This is a genomic window from Nocardia sp. NPDC052316, assembly GCF_044547795.1.
GTDB lineage: Bacteria > Actinomycetota > Actinomycetes > Mycobacteriales > Mycobacteriaceae > Nocardia.
Map to the genome: position 1 here is coordinate 793,027 of NZ_JBIUBB010000002.1, position 18,516 is coordinate 811,542.

19 protein-coding genes are annotated in these 18,516 nt (G+C 67.6%); 11 read left to right on the plus strand and 8 right to left on the minus strand.

The genetic code is table 11. The annotated features are described in order from the left end of the window. Positions 1 to 26 precede the first annotated feature (26 nt). Positions 27 to 830: a thioesterase family protein gene (locus ACIHA7_RS10325; protein WP_397287773.1), complete on the minus strand. Its 804-nt coding sequence runs from the start codon at positions 828 to 830 to the stop codon at positions 27 to 29. Positions 831 to 1,007: 177 nt separating this feature from the next. On the opposite strand from ACIHA7_RS10325, the gene ACIHA7_RS10330 reads away from it, so the two are divergent. The 7 genes from ACIHA7_RS10330 to ACIHA7_RS10360 all read left to right on the plus strand — a co-directional run bounded on the left by ACIHA7_RS10330 (position 1,008) and on the right by ACIHA7_RS10360 (position 7,394). Further along, entirely contained in the window at positions 1,008 to 1,202 is a 195-nt protein-coding gene (locus tag ACIHA7_RS10330) for a hypothetical protein (RefSeq protein WP_397287776.1), read from the plus strand. Positions 1,203 to 1,310: 108 nt separating this feature from the next. Then, positions 1,311 to 1,946: a fasciclin domain-containing protein gene (locus tag ACIHA7_RS10335; protein WP_397287778.1), complete on the plus strand. Its 636-nt coding sequence runs from the start codon at positions 1,311 to 1,313 to the stop codon at positions 1,944 to 1,946. A gap of 114 nt (positions 1,947 to 2,060) precedes the next feature. Further along, on the plus strand, positions 2,061 to 2,726 hold the full coding sequence (gene sigK, locus ACIHA7_RS10340; RefSeq protein WP_397287780.1) for an ECF RNA polymerase sigma factor SigK: 666 nt from the start codon (positions 2,061 to 2,063) through the stop codon (positions 2,724 to 2,726). 49 nt (positions 2,727 to 2,775) lie between these two features. Beyond that, positions 2,776 to 3,507, plus strand: a complete 732-nt coding sequence (locus ACIHA7_RS10345) for an anti-sigma factor domain-containing protein (protein WP_397287783.1) — start codon at positions 2,776 to 2,778, stop codon at positions 3,505 to 3,507. A 57-nt stretch (positions 3,508 to 3,564) separates the two neighbouring features. Beyond that, on the plus strand, positions 3,565 to 5,406 hold the full coding sequence (locus tag ACIHA7_RS10350; RefSeq protein WP_397287785.1) for a molybdopterin-dependent oxidoreductase: 1,842 nt from the start codon (positions 3,565 to 3,567) through the stop codon (positions 5,404 to 5,406). A gap of 108 nt (positions 5,407 to 5,514) precedes the next feature. Further along, complete coding sequence (locus ACIHA7_RS10355) at positions 5,515 to 6,294, plus strand: helix-turn-helix domain-containing protein (RefSeq protein WP_397287787.1); 780 nt, start codon at positions 5,515 to 5,517, stop codon at positions 6,292 to 6,294. Between the two features lie 254 nt (positions 6,295 to 6,548). After that, positions 6,549 to 7,394 carry a fructosamine kinase family protein gene (locus tag ACIHA7_RS10360; RefSeq protein ID WP_397288711.1) on the plus strand — a complete coding sequence of 282 codons (846 nt, stop codon included), beginning with the start codon at positions 6,549 to 6,551 and terminating at the stop codon, positions 7,392 to 7,394. Positions 7,395 to 7,756: 362 nt separating this feature from the next. On the opposite strand, the gene ACIHA7_RS10365 is transcribed toward ACIHA7_RS10360, so the two are convergent. Next, positions 7,757 to 8,632: a TIGR03619 family F420-dependent LLM class oxidoreductase gene (locus ACIHA7_RS10365; RefSeq protein ID WP_397287789.1), complete on the minus strand. Its 876-nt coding sequence runs from the start codon at positions 8,630 to 8,632 to the stop codon at positions 7,757 to 7,759. A gap of 87 nt (positions 8,633 to 8,719) precedes the next feature. Continuing rightward, complete coding sequence (locus ACIHA7_RS10370) at positions 8,720 to 9,223, minus strand: VOC family protein (RefSeq protein ID WP_397287791.1); 504 nt, start codon at positions 9,221 to 9,223, stop codon at positions 8,720 to 8,722. Positions 9,224 to 9,522: 299 nt separating this feature from the next. Here ACIHA7_RS10370 and ACIHA7_RS10375 point away from each other — a divergent pair, with 299 nt between their 5' ends. Both ACIHA7_RS10375 and ACIHA7_RS10380 read left to right on the plus strand, forming a co-directional pair. Further along, positions 9,523 to 10,161 (plus strand): TetR/AcrR family transcriptional regulator, encoded by a 639-nt coding sequence (locus tag ACIHA7_RS10375; RefSeq protein WP_397287793.1) that lies wholly within the window; start codon positions 9,523 to 9,525, stop codon positions 10,159 to 10,161. 175 nt (positions 10,162 to 10,336) lie between these two features. Beyond that, positions 10,337 to 10,723, plus strand: coding sequence for a VOC family protein (locus ACIHA7_RS10380; RefSeq protein WP_397287795.1), 387 nt, complete (start codon positions 10,337 to 10,339; stop codon positions 10,721 to 10,723). On the opposite strand, the gene ACIHA7_RS10385 is transcribed toward ACIHA7_RS10380, so the two are convergent. Then, positions 10,711 to 11,520 (minus strand): HugZ family protein, encoded by an 810-nt coding sequence (locus tag ACIHA7_RS10385; protein ID WP_397287797.1) that lies wholly within the window; start codon positions 11,518 to 11,520, stop codon positions 10,711 to 10,713. The two genes, ACIHA7_RS10380 and ACIHA7_RS10385, sit on opposite strands and share 13 nt — an antisense overlap. 146 nt (positions 11,521 to 11,666) lie before the next feature. On the opposite strand from ACIHA7_RS10385, the gene ACIHA7_RS10390 reads away from it, so the two are divergent. Next, positions 11,667 to 12,758, plus strand: coding sequence for a hypothetical protein (locus ACIHA7_RS10390; RefSeq protein ID WP_397287799.1), 1,092 nt, complete (start codon positions 11,667 to 11,669; stop codon positions 12,756 to 12,758). Positions 12,759 to 12,885: 127 nt separating this feature from the next. Continuing rightward, the gene (locus ACIHA7_RS10395; protein ID WP_397287801.1) at positions 12,886 to 13,095 is read left to right on the plus strand and encodes a hypothetical protein; all 210 of its coding nucleotides are present in this window, start codon (positions 12,886 to 12,888) and stop codon (positions 13,093 to 13,095) included. 81 nt (positions 13,096 to 13,176) lie between these two features. On the opposite strand, the gene ACIHA7_RS10400 is transcribed toward ACIHA7_RS10395, so the two are convergent. From ACIHA7_RS10400 to ACIHA7_RS10415, 4 genes are all read right to left on the minus strand, one after another. Then, positions 13,177 to 14,433, minus strand: coding sequence for a lipase family alpha/beta hydrolase (locus ACIHA7_RS10400; protein WP_397287803.1), 1,257 nt, complete (start codon positions 14,431 to 14,433; stop codon positions 13,177 to 13,179). Positions 14,434 to 14,734: 301 nt separating this feature from the next. Then, positions 14,735 to 15,739 (minus strand): SMP-30/gluconolactonase/LRE family protein, encoded by a 1,005-nt coding sequence (locus ACIHA7_RS10405; RefSeq protein ID WP_397287805.1) that lies wholly within the window; start codon positions 15,737 to 15,739, stop codon positions 14,735 to 14,737. A 401-nt stretch (positions 15,740 to 16,140) separates the two neighbouring features. Continuing rightward, complete coding sequence (locus ACIHA7_RS10410) at positions 16,141 to 16,857, minus strand: metal-dependent hydrolase (protein WP_135231063.1); 717 nt, start codon at positions 16,855 to 16,857, stop codon at positions 16,141 to 16,143. A 500-nt stretch (positions 16,858 to 17,357) separates the two neighbouring features. Then, entirely contained in the window at positions 17,358 to 18,506 is a 1,149-nt protein-coding gene (locus tag ACIHA7_RS10415) for an epoxide hydrolase family protein (RefSeq protein ID WP_397287808.1), read from the minus strand. Between the last annotated feature and the right edge of the window lie 10 nt (positions 18,507 to 18,516).

Sequence of the window (18,516 nt, forward strand, 5' to 3'; positions counted from 1 at the left end):
TGCCACTCACACACGGCGTGTTCGTGCTACGTCGACACGATCGCGAGTTGCCGCGACTGCGCGACCAAAACCCCGGTGCTGTCCCAGATCTCGAAGTCCTCCTCGTGGAATCCGTCCATCAGATAGTTGGTGGACACCCGGCACGCCAACCAACCGGGTGCGGGCCGTTTCCGGATATGCACGGTCAGTTCGATGGTGGCCGACCCGGAGACGCCGAGGTCGAACACGATCGGCGCGGCGGCATCGACCAAACAGGCGAGGGCGATCGGATCGGCGTCCCGACCGTCGGCGAGTCGCATCCAGAACTCGGTGGCGGTGGTGCCGCCGGGTTCGCCACGCCAGAACCCCGGCACCTCCGGCATACGTGTCTCGACTCGCTCGAACAGCGTCGGCGGCTGGCCCGGATAACTATCGGCGGGATCGAGGCACTGCTCCGGTGGCGGCAACACCGGCGGCTCGCCGCGGACCAGCGTCGGTCCTTCCGCAGCCGCCAAATCGGTGAAAGTGGCCAGTACGCGCAGGATTTCGCGGTCGTCGCGCAGCAGTGTCGCCTGCCCGGTCGCGGTGCGCCGCCCGATCCGGGCGATATCGGTGCGGATCCGCGCGGGCCCGGGACTGCCGGGGCGCAGGAAATGTGCTGACGCGGACAGCAAGTCAGGCTGCGGCAACTCGCGCCGCAGCGCCTGCAAACAACTGGCAAGCAGATACCCTCCATTCGAAGTGCCGATGAAGGTGGTCCACCGGTCCGACAACGTCAGCCCGAACTCGTGCTCGCCATCCTGTTCGCTGGTCGTATCGCGGTCGAATACGAAACCCGCCGTAGTAGTCATCCCACGATCCTGCCTGTCGAACGGAGCATCGGCGAGCGCGCACTCGATCTTCGCGGCCGCAACTTTCGCTCGAAAAACTAGCCAGTCCTTTGCTGGCATCAGTACGAAGTACTCGGTGAGGACACAAGGATGTGCGCTCCCGGCGAACGGTGAGCGCCTCGGCGAAAGGAGAAACGGATGCAGTCGATCGCTATGGATGCGGGTATCGCCGAGTGCGGGATCGATCCGGGTCCGATGTCGGCCGCGCGGGCCCACCGAGCGATGCAGATCCATTTGGACTGTTCGGTGGACATCTGCCGGGTCCGGCGGCGCGCCCGCAGCACCCTCGTCCAGGACGGTTCGATGGTGTTGGACGCGCGTGCCGACCGTTAGCTGAAAATTGGGGAGAGATTCGACCCATCCGGGCCGCGGACCCAGGCGAATTCCGTTCCGTCCACTCCCAGCACGGCTCCGAGCCGTCTCGACGGAAGCGAATACACGATGACTGCAATGCGACGTTCGGTCGTGGCGGCGATGCTGCTGACCGCGGTGGTGGGTGCCTCGGCTTGTTCGAGCGACAAGTCCGACGACACCGCGGCCGCCACGACCACCGCCGCGCCGACCATGTCGACCGCCGCGACGGGCGATCTGGTCGGCGCGGGCTGCAAGACCTACGCCCAGCAGGTGCCGACCGGCGCCGGTTCGGTCAGCGGCATGGCGCAGGACCCGGTCGCCACCGCCGCCTCACACAATCCGCTGCTGACGACGTTGGTCGCCGCGGTATCCGGTCAGCTCAATCCGCAGGTGAATCTGGTCGACACGCTCAACGGCGGCCAGTTCACCGTGTTCGCCCCGGTCGACGCCGCGTTCGCCAAAATCGACCCGGCGACCGTCAATTCGCTGAAGACGGACTCGGCCACGTTGACCAAGATCCTCACCTATCACGTGGTGCCGGGGCAGGTCGCGCCGGACAAGATCGCGGGCACCCACAAGACGGTCGAAGGCGCGAACGTGACCGTCACCCGCACCGGTGACGACATCAAGGTTGCCGACGCCTCGGTGATCTGCGGCGGCGTGAAGACGGCAAATGCGACGGTATACATGATCGACACCGTGCTGATGCCGCCCGCCGCGTAGCCTCGCTACGCACTGGTTCGGAATGGTCCCTCCCCTCAGGAGTCGAGCTCGACGTGTTGCTGCCGCAGATCCATTCCCTGTTCGCCCCCGCCGTCGATCGATGCGGGGGTGAGCATGCCGAATGAACCGAAGCTCACCGCGATCCGCCTGCGCCGCAACACCGGCGCGGGCGGGCCACCGGTGACACCGTCGTGCCCGGCCGGGGCGGATCCGGAGGAGGCGGCGCGCACCCGGCGGCTGATCGAGCTGCTCGACGCGATCGCGACCGGCGATCGCGACGCCTTCACCGAGTTCTACCGCGCGACCAGCCACCGCGTCTTCGGCTTGGCGCTGCGCATCCTGCGCAGTCACGCCGCGGCCGAGGAGATCACCCAGGAGGTGTATCTGCAGGCGTGGTCGCTGGCGACGGGGTACGACCGGAAGCTGTCGAGTCCGATGGGCTGGCTGATGATGCTGGCCCATCGGCGGGCGGTGGACCGGGTGCGCCGCGAGCAGTCCGCCGTCTCCCGCGACATCGTCTACGGCCAAGCGAACCTGGGCCGCGACCACGATGTCGTCGCGGAGGAGGTCGGGCAGCTGCTCGACGAGCAGTCGGTGCTCGACTGCTTGGACACGTTGACCGCGATCCAGCGCGAAGCCGTCGCGCTGGCCTATTACAGCGGCCGAACCTACAACGAGGTCGCCGACCATCTCGAAGTCCCGCTGCCGACGATCAAGAGCCGGATTCGGGACGGGTTGAAGCGGCTCGAGGATTGTCTGACAGGAGGTGAGACCGCATGAGCAGGCAGATCCAGCCGCGGCGCGGTCCTTCCGGCCGCGTGGTGCGGTCATGAGCGAGAACGGGCGCAGTGGCAGCGACCTGCTCGACCTGGCCTACCCGTATGCGATGGACGCGGTCGCCGAGTTGGAGCGGCGCAGTATCGAGCGCCGGCTGCGCGAAGCCGACCCGGATACCGTGGATGCCTTCGCCGCCATCGTTTTCGGGGTGCGTGAAACGTTGGCGGCCATGACGGTGCTGGATGCGACGGCGCCGCCGGCGGAGCTGGAAACCACTGTGCTGCGGGCGTTGGATGAAGCGGCCGGACCAGCGCAAGCCGCTGCCGACCACAAACGGTTCCGGCGGCTGCGTTGGCTGGCGGCGGCGGTCGCGGTGGTCGTGGCCATCGGGGCCGGTGTGGGTGTGCTGGTGAACCGAGCCGGCGATCCGGGCTCACCCGGGTTGACCGCGCAGATGGTGCTCGAGCAACCCGACGTCACGGTGAAGTCGGTCCCGGTCGCGGGCGGCGGCACCCTCACGGTCCGTGCCTCGGCTCGAATTGCTGCTGCCACAGTAACTTTCGAGTCCGTATCGGCGCCGTCGCCGGGCCGGTCCTACCAGGTCTGGTTGGTGCCGCTGGTTGGGACGGCGCAATCGGCCACTGTGCTCACCGAGTTGCCGTCCACCGGTCCCGCTTTGGTGACCCGCTTCGATCCGGTCGACACCTTGGCCGTCACGGTCGAGCCGTCGACGGGTTCCCCGACGCCGACCGGAGACATCATCGCGAGCGTGAATCTCGCCTGACCGAGCTGCCGCGCGACCACGCGCGTCGCAGCTTCCGACGAACAACAGGAACCTGCGATGACACAGCTTGGGGACCAATCACGCCCGAAACACCAGCTCAACCCGCCGTCGGCGGCTCTGGCCGGAGTGCTCGCCGCGCTCATGGTCTTGGGAGTCGGCCATCTGGTCGCCGCACTCATCGATCCTGCCGCCTCGCCGTTCTACGCGATGGGGGCTTCGGTGGTCGACCATACGCCACATGCGTTGAAGGACGCGGCGATCCGGCGTTTCGGCAGCAACGACAAACTCGTCCTGTTCCTGTCGATGGCCGGGGTGATGGTCGTCTTCGCGGCGATCCTCGGCCTGCTGGAACGACGCCGCCCGCTCGGCAGTGTGCTGTTGATCGTGCTCGGCGGTGTCGTCCTCGGGGCCGCACTGCAACGCCCCACTGCGACAACATGGTTCGCGCTACCGACGATCGTCGGCGTCGCGGCGGGCGTGATCGTCCTGCGCGTGCTGATCGGCTGGGGATCGAAGGGGCTCGGTGATGAACCAGTGGCCGGTGCCGCTGTACCGGCGAGCGCCGGGCCGGTAGCCGGCGACGCTACGGCAGGGCTCGGCGCAGTTGACCGGACTCGGCCCGCGCGGCGCTGGTCCGGATCAGGCAGCTCCGATCGTCGACCGGCTCGCCCCACCGACCCGCTGGTTCCCGCGCGGTCCACCGGAATGAACCCTCCGACGGTCGAGCCGGCGAGTCGATCCGCGAACACGGCACCCAACGGGCATGCGACGCGGCCCGACGACAGCGGTCGAGCCCGCTCGGACGGTGCTTCACCTCCGGAAAAGCCATCGCGACGCCGCTTTCTCCTGTTGTCGGCGGGAGTGGGAGCCGTAGCCGTGGGCGCGGCCGTTGCTGGGCAGTGGATAGGCGCGCGGCTGCGTGACGTGGTGGCCGACCGGGCCGGGTTCCTCGTCCCGCGAGCCGCCCCGGCTCCGCCGCTGGGACCTGGTGTGCGACTGGCGGTTCCAGGCCTGACCGACTTCGTGACGCCCAACGATCGCTTCTACCGCGTCGACACCGCCCTGCAATTGCCTGCACTGACCAGCGGTGACTGGCGGCTGCGGATCCACGGAATGGTCGATCGGCCACTGGAAGTGGACTTCGACCAGTTACGGCAACGGGCGGCGGTCGAGCGGACGATCACCATGACGTGCGTGTCCAACGAGGTCGGCGGCGAGCTGGCGGGCACCGCTGTCTGGACGGGGTACCGGCTCGCGGATCTGCTCGCCGAGGCAGGCGTCCATCCCGACGCCGACATGCTGCTGTCCCGCAGTATCGACGGATTCACCGCCAGCACACCGGTTGCCGCGGTAACCGACGGTCGTGACGCACTGCTGGCGGTCGGCATGAACGGCGAACCGCTGCCGATCGCGCACGGCTACCCCGCACGACTGATCGTCCCGGGCCTGTACGGATACGTCTCCGCCACCAAGTGGGTCGTAGACCTGGAGCTCACCCGATTCGACCGCGCCGAGGCGTACTGGACCGAACGTGGCTGGGCTGCACAGGCACTCGTCAAGACCGCGGCACGCATCGATGTCCCCGCGGCCTTCGCCACCGTGCCCGCCGGCGATGTCATCGTCGCCGGAGTCGCCTGGGCGCAGCGCCGCGGCATCGACGCCGTCGAAGTCCAGGTCGACGACCAACCATGGCAACCGGCCACGCTCGCCGACGAATACTCCACCGACACCTGGCGCCAATGGACCTGGCGCTGGACCGCCGCCCCCGGCGCCCACACCCTGCGCGTCCGGGCCACCGACCGCGACGGCGTCACCCAGACCGACCGCCGCGTCCCGCCATTCCCCGACGGCGCCACCGGCTGGCACAGCCGCGTGATCACCGTGGCGACTGCTCGGTAGGGGTTTGCCGCCGCCGATCGCCATCAGCACGAGACGCCCGCGTAGTAGCCGGTGTCGATTACCTGTCAGGTAATCGTCGTGACCCCCGACGCTTCGTAGGATCGGGGAGTGAACACACAAACGGCCGGCGACCTGCTGCGACATTGGCGACTGGAGCGCAGGCTGAGCCAGCTGGAGTTGGCCGGACGCTCCGAGACCTCGGCTCGGCACCTGAGTTTCATCGAGACCGGTCGCGCCACACCGAGCCGCGCCATGCTGGTGCACCTCAGCGAACACCTGGAAATCCCACTGCGCGAACGCAATCGGCTGCTGCTGGCCGCCGGTTACGCGCCCGTCTATGCCGAGCCCGCCCTCGACGCCCCCGCGATGGACGCGGTCCGCGGCGCGATGAGCCAGATCCTGATCGGCCACCAACCGTATCCGGCGCTGGCCATCGACCAGAGCTGGACCATGATCGACGCCAACTCCGGCGTCACCCTCCTGCTCGACGGCATCGACCCCGCGCTACTGACCCCGCCGATCAACGCCTTGCGGTTGAGCCTGCACCCTGACGGTATGGCAGGCCGGATCGTCAACCTCGCGGAGTGGCGCGGTCACCTGTTCGCGCGCCTGTCCCGCCAGATCGAGGTCACCGGCTCACCCGAACTGGTGGAACTGCGCGACGAGCTGCACGCCTACCCCGGTGGCGAAGTCGATCCGGCACTGCCCGACCCCGACCAGTCCGTGGTGCCGCTGCGCCTGCGTCGTGACGGGCATGAACTGTCCTTCATCAGCATCACCTCGGTCTTCGGCACACCCATGAACGTCACCGTCGCCGAACTGGCCATCGAATCGTTCTTCCCCGCCGACGAGGACACCATGAAGCGCCTCACCGCTCAAACCTCATGACTCTCGCCGACTGCCTCGGCGCACTCCTCGACACCCCAGTCCGCGCCGTCACCGGTCTCGGGGCCAGCCACGAGTGGACCACCCACCGTGCCGCCCTGGCCGACGGCCGCGAGGTCTTCGTGAAAGCCGCCGCCGAACCGACAAGTGTCTTCGCCGCCGAAGCGGCTGGACTGCGCTGGCTCGCCACCGGATCCCCCGATTCACGCCAGTCAGGTTTACCTGTCGACTCGCATGAATCGGTACGGCCGGTCGACATGCATGAATCGGTTCGATCTGCCGGCTCGCATGGGTCGGTCCGGCCTGCCGGCTCGCGTGAGCCGACTCCATCTGGCGACCCACGCGTGCCCGGTGTGAACGCCGATGCCGTGTCCGAGTGTCGCCCTGACGAAGTGAACCCGGTCCGCAGGGCAGCAGGGCAACGCGACGAACACACCGCTGTCGGGCGCCTCGCCAGCGAGCTACTCCCGGAAGTACTGGCCGCTGACGACCGAATGATCGTCTTACCCTGGCTCGACGACCACGGCGCCACCCCCGCCACCGCCGTCCGCCTCGGCCACGAACTGGCAGCGTTGCACGCGAACACGCCGACGATGTTCGGTGCACCCTGGCCGGGTTGGATCGCCGAACTCCCACTGGACAACACGCTCAGCGCCGACCCATGGCCCCAGTGGTACGCCGAACGCCGCCTCGCGCCCTACTTGCCCCGCGCCGCCACTCACCTCGGCCACGACGGAACCCGCCTGCTGGAACAGGTCATCGACCGCATCGACACCCTGGCAGGTCCACCGGAGCCACCTGCCCGCATCCACGGCGACCTCTGGTCCGGCAACATCGTCTGGACTCCGGACCGCGCCGTCCTCATCGACCCCGCGGCCCACGGCGGTCACCGCGAAACCGACCTGGCCATGCTCGCCCTCTTCGGCGCCCCGCACCTCGACCGAATCCGCAACGCCTACAACGAAATCCACCCCCTCGCCGACGGCTGGCGCACCCGCATCCCTCTCCACCAACTCCACCATCTACTGGTCCACGTAGTTCTCTTCGGCGCGAGCTACCGAGCCCAAACCCTCGCCGCCGCCACCGCCGCCCTACGAAGCTGACACCCAACCCAACTCAATCCGTCCGCCCGATATGAGAAAGCGTTCGACTGAACGGGCCATGCCGGCTGGCGCACTGGCACGGTGCCATCGTCATGTCCCAGTTGGTTACCCCAGCCCATAGGTGTGCGGCCCGGCTCATTCTGCGCAGCGGGAGACCGGTTCGGTAGTCGGACCCGGGGGCTGGCCGGCCGATGACGGAACACGCGGGCGAACGTGTCTTCGTGCCGCCCGGCGTGGGACCGCGGTGGTGGTCGGGGGAGAGCGGTGCGCGCTGACCGTCCAGTGCCACCGGACTCTGGCTGAGGATTGACCCGCGGTCTGGTCAGCCCGCGCCGATCGCCCGGTGCCACCTGTCGAGCATCTCAACTCGCGGTGCGCGCGATGACCTTCTCGGCGAAGCGGGAAAGGTTGGCGATCTTGGTATCGAGGGGTTCGGTGTCCTGTTCCAAGGTGTAGGGGAGACGGAAGCCGACGATGACGTCGGTAACCCCTTTGTCCTCGAGTCGCTTGATGCCGTCGACGGTGAATCCATCGAGGGAGATCACGTGCACCTCGAAGTCCTTCCGCGTCCCGTATTCGGCACGCAACGCCTCCAGCTCGACCAGCAGCCGGTCGAGTTCCGCCCCGTCACCGCCGGCGTGCATCCACCCGTCACCGCGTTGCGCGGCCCGCCGCAGCGCGGGTTTGCTGTGTCCACCGATGAGGATCGGTATCGGCTCGGTCGGCACCGGCGCGATCTTGATCGGCGGAATGTCGTAGAACTCGCCGTGGAACTCGAAGTACCCGCCCGCGGTCAACCCGCGCACGATGTCGATGCACTCGTCCATCCGCGCACCCCGCTTCTCGAACGGCACACCCATGATCTCGAAATCGTCGGGCCACGGACTGATCCCGACGCCGAGCCCGAACCGGTTGCCGCTCAACGCCGCCACCGACGCGGCCTGCTTGGCGACCAGCACCGGCGGCCGGATCGGTAGTTTCAGCACGAACGGGGTGAACCGCAGCGTCGTGGTCACCGCCGCCATCGCCGCGCTGAGCACGAACGCCTCCACGAACGGCTTGTCCTCCAGGAACTCCCGGTTCCCGTCGGGCGTGTACGGGTACTTGGCGTCGGAGTCCCGCGGGTAGGCGATGCTGTCCGCGACCGCCATCGACGAGTACCCGGCCTCCTCGGCGGCGCGGGCCAACGGCACGTAGTACGCGGGGTCCGTCATCGTCTCGGCATAGGTGAAGCGCATATCAGTCGCCTTCCTTGCGCCGCGAATGCGGCGCCGTGTGCGCCCGGGCGCGGTGCCCGACGTACGAGCCCGCCCCGAGTCCGGTGTCTACTGCCATGGATTCGAGAAGCCCTCCGGAATCAGCGTGTCGAACATCGCCTTCATGGCGTCGGAGAGCCGCATCAACTCGAAATACGATCCGATCGGCCCACCTTCGAGGTACGTGAACTCCATCCCGACGCCCTCGAACTTCCCGCGCGCCACCATCTCGATGCCCGCCGCCCGCGCCTCGTGCAGCGCACCGTCATAGTCCTCGGGCACCCACCCCGTGTGGTGCAGTCCGGGCCCGAACCGCTCGAGATGTTCGCCGTACAGACTGATCCCGCCTCGCGGCTCGATCAGCTCCAACTGCTGCCCGCCCGCATACCCCAGCGCCACCGTGATCGTGTAATCGGCCGGCTCGCCCCGCAATTCGCACGATTCCGGGCCGAAGTGCACATCCGGAATCGTGAACCAGTGCGCCACCCCGTACCGCTCGGTGAACTCCTGTTGCGCCGCGGCGATATCGCGCACGACCCAGCACAGCTGGAAGATCGGCCCCGCCGTGATCATCGGACGGACGCGTTCGCGGGGGAGCCTTGTCGCTGTGCGGCGACCGGCGCACAGCCACTCGCCGGTCTGCGTCCGTGCGCACGGCACTCGGAACCGCGACTCGGGCGGTAATGGATCCGCCGCGCGGACGGGGTCTCGGGTGTCGGCGCCGCGGGATCGTCTTGTGCCGCAACGCTTCGACGGCGCACGGCACCGACCTCGCGCACCCAACCGGCGGCCATCAGGCGCCCTCTACCCATACCTCCAACTAAACACGAGTGCTTAACCCAGTCAAGGCCAGGGTTTAGTACAGTTCAGCTATGCTCATCGCCGATTCGCGCGCGTCACTGCTCGACGCGGGGGAGCGACTCATCGCCGAACGCGGAGTAGAGGTGCCCCTGCGGGAGATCGCCGCAGCGGCAGGCCACCGCAACAACTCGGCGGTGCACTACTACTTCGACTCCCGCCACGGCTTGATCGAAGCCATCGTCGAGCGCCGGATGAACCGGCTCGAAGAACGCCGCATGCACCTGCTCGCCACTCACGAGGCCGACGGCACCGCCCATGACATCAACACCCTGGTGGCCATGCTCGCCGACCCGATCCTCGAACTCATCACCCAGGACGAGGTCACCCACTTCGGCCGCTTCCTCGAGGTAGTGCGCGCCCACCCGGTGATCGCCGACCCACGACGCCTCGCGGGCACCGACCGCGCCGCCGTGCGCATCATCGCCACCCGCCTCGCCGCCGCCCTACCCCAACTCACCCCGCGCAGACGCCGCCAACGCCTCGAAACAATGGCCACCGTCCTGTTCGCCCTCGTCGCCGACTACGAACGCACCCTCGAAGCGGGCGTCCGCACACCCCACCCCGACGACGCCGCCGAAATCACCGACATGATCGTCGCCATGCTCACCGTGCCCGCCCGCGACACGAAACCCGCCAAACGCCGCCGCTGACGTCGCCCGCCCGAAACATGCAGCCGTCCATGAATGGCGCATGGTGGCGGCGAACGTCGACAGCGGCCCGCACTCGTCCGACAACTCAGTCGGGAGAGTCCGCATCCCGGACGCGGCACAGCACTCGCACGGTGGGTTGCCAGGACCCGCACACCCCCTGAGATACGGTCGCTGAGTGGAACTACTAGGAATTCATCACGTGGCGATCATCGCCTCCGACTATGTGCGCTCCAAACGGTTCTACACCGAGACGCTCGGCCTCGCGGTGATCGCCGAGCAGTATCGCGCCACCCGCCGCTCCTACAAGCTCGACCTGGCCATCCCGGGCGGCAGCCGGATCGAACTGTTCTCGTTCCCCGAGCCACCGGACCGGGCAAGCTGGCCGGAGGCCGCAGGGCTGCGCCATCTGGCGTTCGCGGTCCGCGACGTCGCCGCGACGCTCGACGAGCTGGCCGCCAAGGGGGTCCGCACCGAAGAGCTACGCGTCGACGAGGTCACCGGACAACGGATGGCGTTCTTCTTCGACCCCGACGACCTGCCCCTGGAACTCTACGAAGTCTGATTCATCGCGCGCGACCGCTTCGCCAATTCGACTGTCGCCGCCCGCAATTCATCGATCGAATCGATCGGCGCCACATAACCGACCCTGGTCCGCGCCACTCCGCGCGGCGTCACCACCCGCAGGTCCAGCCCGTACCGGTCGGCGCGCTCACAGCTCGCCTCGGTCGCGTCCGGATACCCGCCCAACGCCTGCGCCATCGCCAGCAGGGCGGGTGCGTGATCATCGTTGAGATGCGTGATAGCACCCGCCGCCACCGGCACGATCGGATCCGGCGTCGTCTCGGCGTACTGCTCCGCGGTCGCCGAGTCCATCCGCCCGTACCCGCCGACCCACCGAACCCGCCGCACGCGCAGCACCCACACCGAGAAATCGCTGTAGTCGATGTAGTACTTCGCCGCGGGAACCGCCGCCAAATGCGCCGCCCGCGCCGCATCGGCCTCCGCCCCCACCGGCCGCTCCACCACACCGGCCAGCGTGATCCTGGTCCCCGCCAGCGGATCGGCGGGCAGATCGGGCGCCACGATCGCGAGACTCGCCCGCGGATCGCCCGCCAGGTTGCGCCCGTGCTCGGCCATCTTGGACACGCACAGCACCGGCTGGCCCGCCAGCAGCCCGTACGTCACGAACGACGCCCATGGGGTGCCGTCCTCACTCAGACTCGCCAGCGTCGCCATATTCGTCGAAGCGGCAACCGTTCTCGCCTCCTCGGCGGCGGACGGCCGGGCCGGATTCGCCACCGGCGCCGTCGGCTGCGGGATCGAGGGAGCGTCGCCGGGGTCACCGTGGTCGAGGGTCATGTCGTCCATCCTCTCCTGCCCGCCCGATCCGCAATGCAACGGGTGCGGGGCTTTTTCCAGCGTGCCATGCCGGATCGGCTTGCGTAGTGCGGTCAATGGATTGGATTGACCGCGCGGATCGCGCCCGGATAGACCAGACTTGCCGGGTGACCCGATACGCATTCGACGCCGACCACAACGTGATCGTCGCCATCTGGGCGACCGGACGTGGCGACCTCGCCCAAGCTGTTGCCACCCTGCCGCAGACGGTAACCCATGATCAGGCAACAAATCTGGCGTCGAACCTGACCACGCTGTCGCGGTTCCACTGGCGCACCTACACCCACCCGGCCAGCGCCGCCGGCGACCCCGACATCCCCAACAGCGAAGCCTGGCGCCGCGCCGAGGAACGCCGGAACTTCAAAGAGGTCGAAGTGGGGATCCGTACTCCCAACCTGCCCTCCGCGGAGGGGCTCGTCGTCTCCTACAGCGGCGTCGTCGAATCCGCGCACCGCGTCGGACGCACCCTCTACGAGATCGACGACCTCACCCTGCGCGACACCATCGTCGCCGAGGTCGGCGCCGAACAGGCCGCCATCGAATCCGCCGAACGCGGCGACCTGTCCGGCCGGGCCCGCCAAGCCGTCGAACTCTCCCGCCCCGACGTCTCACCCGCCCAGGTGCAAGCCGCCGACGACCTGTTGCGCGCCGACCCGCTCGGCTCCATCGAACTGTTCACCGAACTCGACCCAGCCTCCGCCTCCGTCGCCGCCGCACACTGGCTGCTCGCCGCCGCCGAGGTCGCCGGGGAGATGGCAGGCGTGCCGTGCGTCGAGGTGGTCGTGGAAGCCGACGACATCGAGGCCCTCCAGGTCGAGACGCCCACCCTGGTGCTGGAGCGGCTCGACGCGGGGGAGAGCCCCACCGAGGTCGTCGTCGACCTCATCGCCGAAGCGATGGCCGTGCACGAAGGCCGAGTACCCGCACCGTGGGCCGTCGTCGGCCGCGTCGCCGAGATCGAGGAGCAGGCCCGCAGATTCGAGGTCGACGCCGACACCCGCGAAGCCATGCTCGCCGGGTTCCGCATCAGCCGCCTCGATCCATCCCGCCCCGCGCTGGACCTGCTCGAAGACCTCCTCGACGGTATCCGCGGCTGCCTGCTCCTCTACGCAGCCCACACCGACGACCCCGACGTGGAGACCCTCTTCACCGCCGACGTCCGCCTGGAGGCTGACGCGGACCCCGAACATCTGCTCTGAAACCAGCCCCCGCGAAGGACGGCCGACCGGTCCGCACCTCGACATCGCGGGCCGCTCGCATGCCGGTGCGTAACAGCCTGGCCGTCAGCGCGATTGAGCCTGTACAGGGCGACGAGGGGACTACGCGGTGGACGAACGGCAACGGTGGGGCGGACGGCTACGTTTGGTGCGCCCACTGCTCGGTGCGGCGGCAGCACTGGCATTGGCCATCGGAGGCGCGACGGCCTTCAGCTCCCACACCGAACCCGATCCCGCGCCGCAGTGGTCGGTGAACAACACCCCGTACACGGTGCCGTTGCACACGAACCATCAGCCCGCCAACGGAATCGACGGCTGAATTCGCCGAGCCGGCACAGCCCTGCGCTCAGGCCGCGACAGAACTGCTTCCCTTCAGCCGACGGAAGCCGACACCTTCGGTCTACTCGGCGCGGTCCAAGGCGACAGCGGTCTCGGGATCGGTGCTGAGCCAACGCCGCAGTTTCTCGTAGACCGCATGGTGGTTCAGCAGCGAGAAGTGATTGGCAGCGGGAACATGCAAACCGTTGGCGTCATCGAAACCGATACGACGAGCGCGGTTCCGCCCCGCCGCACTGGGCGTGAGAACCAGCCCATCGCCGATGATCCGCCCCAGCGGATGGCGCGGACTGCGGGTGATACAAGCGGTGACGAAGTAATGGTCGGCACCGTGCAACAGCGGCACCTCTCGGATCGCCCGGCGAGTCAGATCATCGATATCCGCGTCGCGCCAATCCTCGTCCACCAGCGATCCCTGCCGCAGATCACGAATACCCGCGCTACGCCGACGCAGTAGATGACCCAACGGACGAGTCTCGGGCACCCGGACGAGCGCGGCGGACGCGTAATGCACGAACTGCTCGAGCGGCGCCCCCAGATGCGGCGACCCGAGACAGACGAGATGGCGGACCTTACCCACCCACGCCTTCTCTGACTCGCTCGCATCGAAGCACGCGCCACGGGCAATCAACCCACCCATCGAATGCCCCACCAGCGACAGCTGCTCGATCTCCACCGGCCAGTGCGCCACCAGCCGTTCCAGCAGGTCGCTCAACTGACGAGCGTTCTCGGAGATGTGCAAGCCGCTGTTGTACCGGATCTGCACAGTGCCGTATCCGAGATCCTGCTCGATCCCCTCGGCATAGCTGGTGCGCCCACCGAGCCGCCACGCATGCTCGGTCTCCACCAGACCGTGCAGAAACACCACCACCCGCGCACTGGGCCGCGCGACATAATGGCCGATCTGCTCGGGCGGCACCGGATCACCATCCACCCGCACCGTCATCGGCCCGGCAAGGATGGGCCGCGCCTCCTCCAGATCGTCCCCGATCAAACCCTGGAGCGCACCGAGGAAGCCCGCGCCGAACACCGTCCGCGACGGCACCTCGCCCCCGGGTAGATCCACGGTCCGCTCGGCCAATCGGCCCGCGGCAACAGCTGTTCCGCCGACGATCCGGTACACCCCGTCGGTGATCGCGTCGTGCACCACCTCGACGGGCGTCGCAGCCGGACCGACCCCGGCCCGCACCGCCGCGAAAACCCGCCCGGCGATCGCCCGATGCACAGCGGCGATGCCGCCCACCGCGCCGCCCAGCTCATCGCCCGCCAATCGAGCGAGGGCCCTGACCTCGGCCTTCCGCTGATGGGTCTGCTCACTCATGGTTTCAGTGTACAAGCGTTCACTGAAACCGTCCTGTCGACGGAAGTTCTTGGTGCGTGCACCCGTTCGTAAGGGGGCGCCGGAGCATTCGCCGAAATTCGGCGGATACGGGACAACTTCGTTCTGGACGCCGTCCAGTCCCCTCGGGTGGACCGCCCGCCATCGCCTCCTTCGTCTTCATGGCCGGACGGAGTCCAGTGCGGCAGAGAGCTCCGGGATGGTCCAGCTAGCGCCGTTCGTCTCCCTCGGTGACACTGCGAAGGCCGACACTCGCAGCGACCCCGGGTGGCCCAGTCGGTGATCAGGCGGTGGGCACCCGTGTGACACCCACCGCTGACTCGGTGAGACTGCCCAGATACAACGCGCCGTCCCGCTCGACCACGCCGGTGACCATCGAGAAGTTCGTCCCCTCGGTCTGCAAGTCGTGCGCGATGTTCCCGTTGAAGTCGACCGCCATCACCCAGATCGTCTTCGCAGGCTTCGGCTGCACCCACTCGGGCAGCAACCAGACGATTCGCCGCAGCAGACCGGGCAGCGGAAGCAGCCGGTCCAGCAACGGGTTGCGCGCGGCAGGCAGCGTGATCCAGACGAGCCCGTCACTACCGAGGCTCATATTGTCCGGAAACCCAGGAAGGTTCTCCACGAGAAAGTCCCTGGTGCCCGCCTTCGGCCCGGTGAGCCAGTATCGCGACACCCGATAGCCACCGGTCTCCGCGACCACCACACACGAGCGATCGGGGGCGAGCACCACCCCGTTGGCGAAATACAGGTTGTCGAACAGGGTCTCGACCCTGCCGGAGGGATCACGGCGGAACAGCCTGCCGGTCCCGGAGTGCTCGAGCATGTCACCCATGTACTCGGTCAGTGAGAAACGGCTCGTCGACGACGAGAAATAGATGGTGCCATCGGTGTCTCGAACCACGTTGCTGGGGAAGGGGAGTGGCTCACCGTCGACCGCGTCGACCAGCACCTTCAGCGCGCCGTCCGGCGTGAGCTCCAACAAGCCACGCTCGAAGTCGCAGATCAGCAGCGTGCCATCGGGATCGGAATGCAGACCGAGTGGGCGACCGCCCGTATTCGTGAGCTCACGCACGTCACCGGTGGACGGGTCGACGCTCAGAATCGACCCGTCTTCGATGCCGACGACGAGTCGTCCGTCCGGGCCGAGCACGACATCCTCGGGTCCGGCGCCCGGCAGTTCGAGACGGGTGAGCTCGGGAAGCGGTGGCGCGCTACGGGTTCGGCGTGCTCGCGGGGGAGCGGGCGGCGGTGTCCAGCGTTGCGGGTGGAGAGTCGAGGTGGGCACGTCTCAGCGTAACGCCGAGTCACGGGGTCGCCGGGGGAATGACGGGGTAGGGGTGCAGGTCAGATGAAGTTTCGTGGATGGAGGAGGAGGCGATCGGCACGAATGTGCAGTGCCGACAGGGTGGTTCGGGCATGAAGTCGACTATTCGTGAGCAAGAAAACAACATGTTCATACGTAGATATGCGCATCTAAACATGTAATCTCAACCCTGTTCATCTCGCCTTTTGCAGTACTCGCTTCTAAAAAGCCGCAGGGATTGCAGGGGGCGAGGGGAGAGGAGCCCGACCGCCAACCGATTCCATGATCAACGGCACATCGCTGCGGCATTCCGCGGAGTAGGCCACCGCCACCTGCCGTTGATCATGAAGAGCGCGCTGGAACCAGCTCGCCGGCCCGGAGAGCTACGGCTGATGTGTGATCGAGTACCAGAGCACCGCGAGCGTCCCGAGCACGAACAGCGGTGACAGCACCCAGGTCTCGACCTTGTTGCCGGTGCGATCGATGATCGGCACCCGCGTGCGGAGCTTGAACGGCCAGAACAGCCGGCAGCCACGGTCGGTGAGGCAGTCGCCCAGCAGGTGCACCAGCGCACCGAGGCCGACGGAGAACGGCAGCCACACCGGCTTGTCCGAGATCCAATGGTCCATCGCGAAGGTTCCCGCCACCGCGAGCACCACGATGGTGCCCCACGCCTCGACCCCGTCACCCGGCGGACACAGATGCAATGCCCGCACGGCCAGGGCGAGCAGGAAGAAGACGAGCCCGAGCGTGAACCACCGCCCGATCCAGTGCTCGCCCGCCCACGTGCCGTAGGAGACCGCGGCGACGAAGGCGAAGGAGTGGGTGGCGTGCCGGTGCCCGCCGGAGATCCACGAGATCAACTTGCAGAGGTTGTAGGAGATGGGACCGAGCACATGCGCGATCGTTCCGTTCGGATGATCCGCGTCCGGCAACAGCGCGGCACCCGCCGTCAGGAACACACCGAGTAACAGGTCGACGGGGCCGAGATGCCCTGACACATCCTGGATTGTCGGGTAGGTCAAGATCGCGACTGGCAGCGCCGTTGCCGCCGCCGACCAGGCCAAAGCGCCACTGGTCGCATGAGAATGTCCAAGCACCGGGTGAAGGTTAGTTCACCTCAGCATCGTTCAGCGAATGCCGGTTCAGTGATCTTGTGCGGCGGGTGAATTGGGGGATGAGCAAACCTGATCGGTCGGGAGCTTTTGTGCCGCAAGCGCGGTCGGCCTGCTCGGCCCCGTGAGCGACGGTTGCCCCGGACCGCGCGCTGCTGAACCGCCTGTCCTGCCTTGCTTCTCGGCGATGGCGGGGGAGCGGACGGAAGATGCAAGGGCGACTTGGCATCCCACGGGGGAGTTTCAGCTCGGAACGCCACGACCGTGCCTCGAGCGGAGCCGCGTGTCGGAGCGCTGAAAAGACCTTCCGATGCCACCATCTAGCTAGATAGTTGACTGTAAAAACATTGCGGTACGCGGATGTGCGTATATATGCATATAAACGCTATTCCGCTTGTCACCATCATCCAAATCCCTTGTACAACAACCGCATAGACAGGAGAGGGCGCCCCAGAGTCAGGGCACCCCGGAGTCAACTGGATGTATCAGCGAACCATCCGAAAGAACGCCCGAACATCCTGAACGAACAACTCGGGCTGCTCGAACGCCGCGAAATGCCCACCCCGCTCCGGCTCACTCCAGTACCGGATATCCGTGAAACGCTGTGCCGCCCAACGCCGGGACGGCCGCTGCAACTCCTTCGGAAACACCGAACACCCGGTCGGCACGTCCACCGTGCTCGTCACCGCCCCGGAGATCCACTCGTCGACCTGCGCGATGCTCTCCCAGTACAGCCGCGCGGCCGACGCGCCGGTACCGGGAAGCCAGTACATCATCAGATTGTCGAGCAGTTCGTCCTTGGTGAGCGCGTTCTCGGGATGCCCGTCGCAGTCGGTCCACGCCCAGAACTTCTCGATGATCCAGGCACACAGTGCGGCAGGGGAGTCCACGAGCCCGTACCCGGCGGTCTGCGGCCGGGTGGCGTGCATCCGCGAGTACCCGGATTCCCACCGGCCCGCTTCCTCGAGCGTGCGCAGCGCGTCGCGTTCCCGGTCGGTGAGGTCGTCGAAGGTGGCCGGATCGGGCGGCGCCAGCGGCGGCAGCAGGTGTATCCCGGCCACATGGTCGGGGTCGAGCTGGGCCAGCCGCGTCGACACGCTCGTGCCCCAGTCACTGCCCGCTGCGCCGTAACGCCGGTACCCGAGCAGTGCCATCAGCACGGCCCATGCCGCCGCGATCCGATCGAGGCCCCACCCGGGTTCGCTCGGCCGGTCGCTGAACCCGTAGCCGGGCAGCGAGGGACATACCAGATGGAAGGCGTCGGCCGGATCGCCGCCGTGCGCGGCCGGGTCGGTGAGCGGACCGATCACCTTGCCGAACTCGATGACCGAACCCGGCCAGCCGTGGGTGAGCAGCAGGGGAAGCGCAGTCGGCTCCGGTGAGCGCACGTGCAGGAAGTGGATCCCGAGCCCATCGATCTCGGTGCGCACGTTCGGCCATGCGTTCAGGCGTGCCTCGGTGGCGCGCCAGTCGTATTCGTTCGCCCAGTACGCGCACAGCTCCTGCACGTACGCCAGCGGTACTCCTTGCGACCAGTCCTGGACGGTCTCGCGTTCCGGCCATCTGGTGGCCCGGAGCCTGGCCTGCAGGACGGCGAGCTCCTGGTCGGGTACCTGAATATGGAACGGCTGCAAGGTTTGTGTC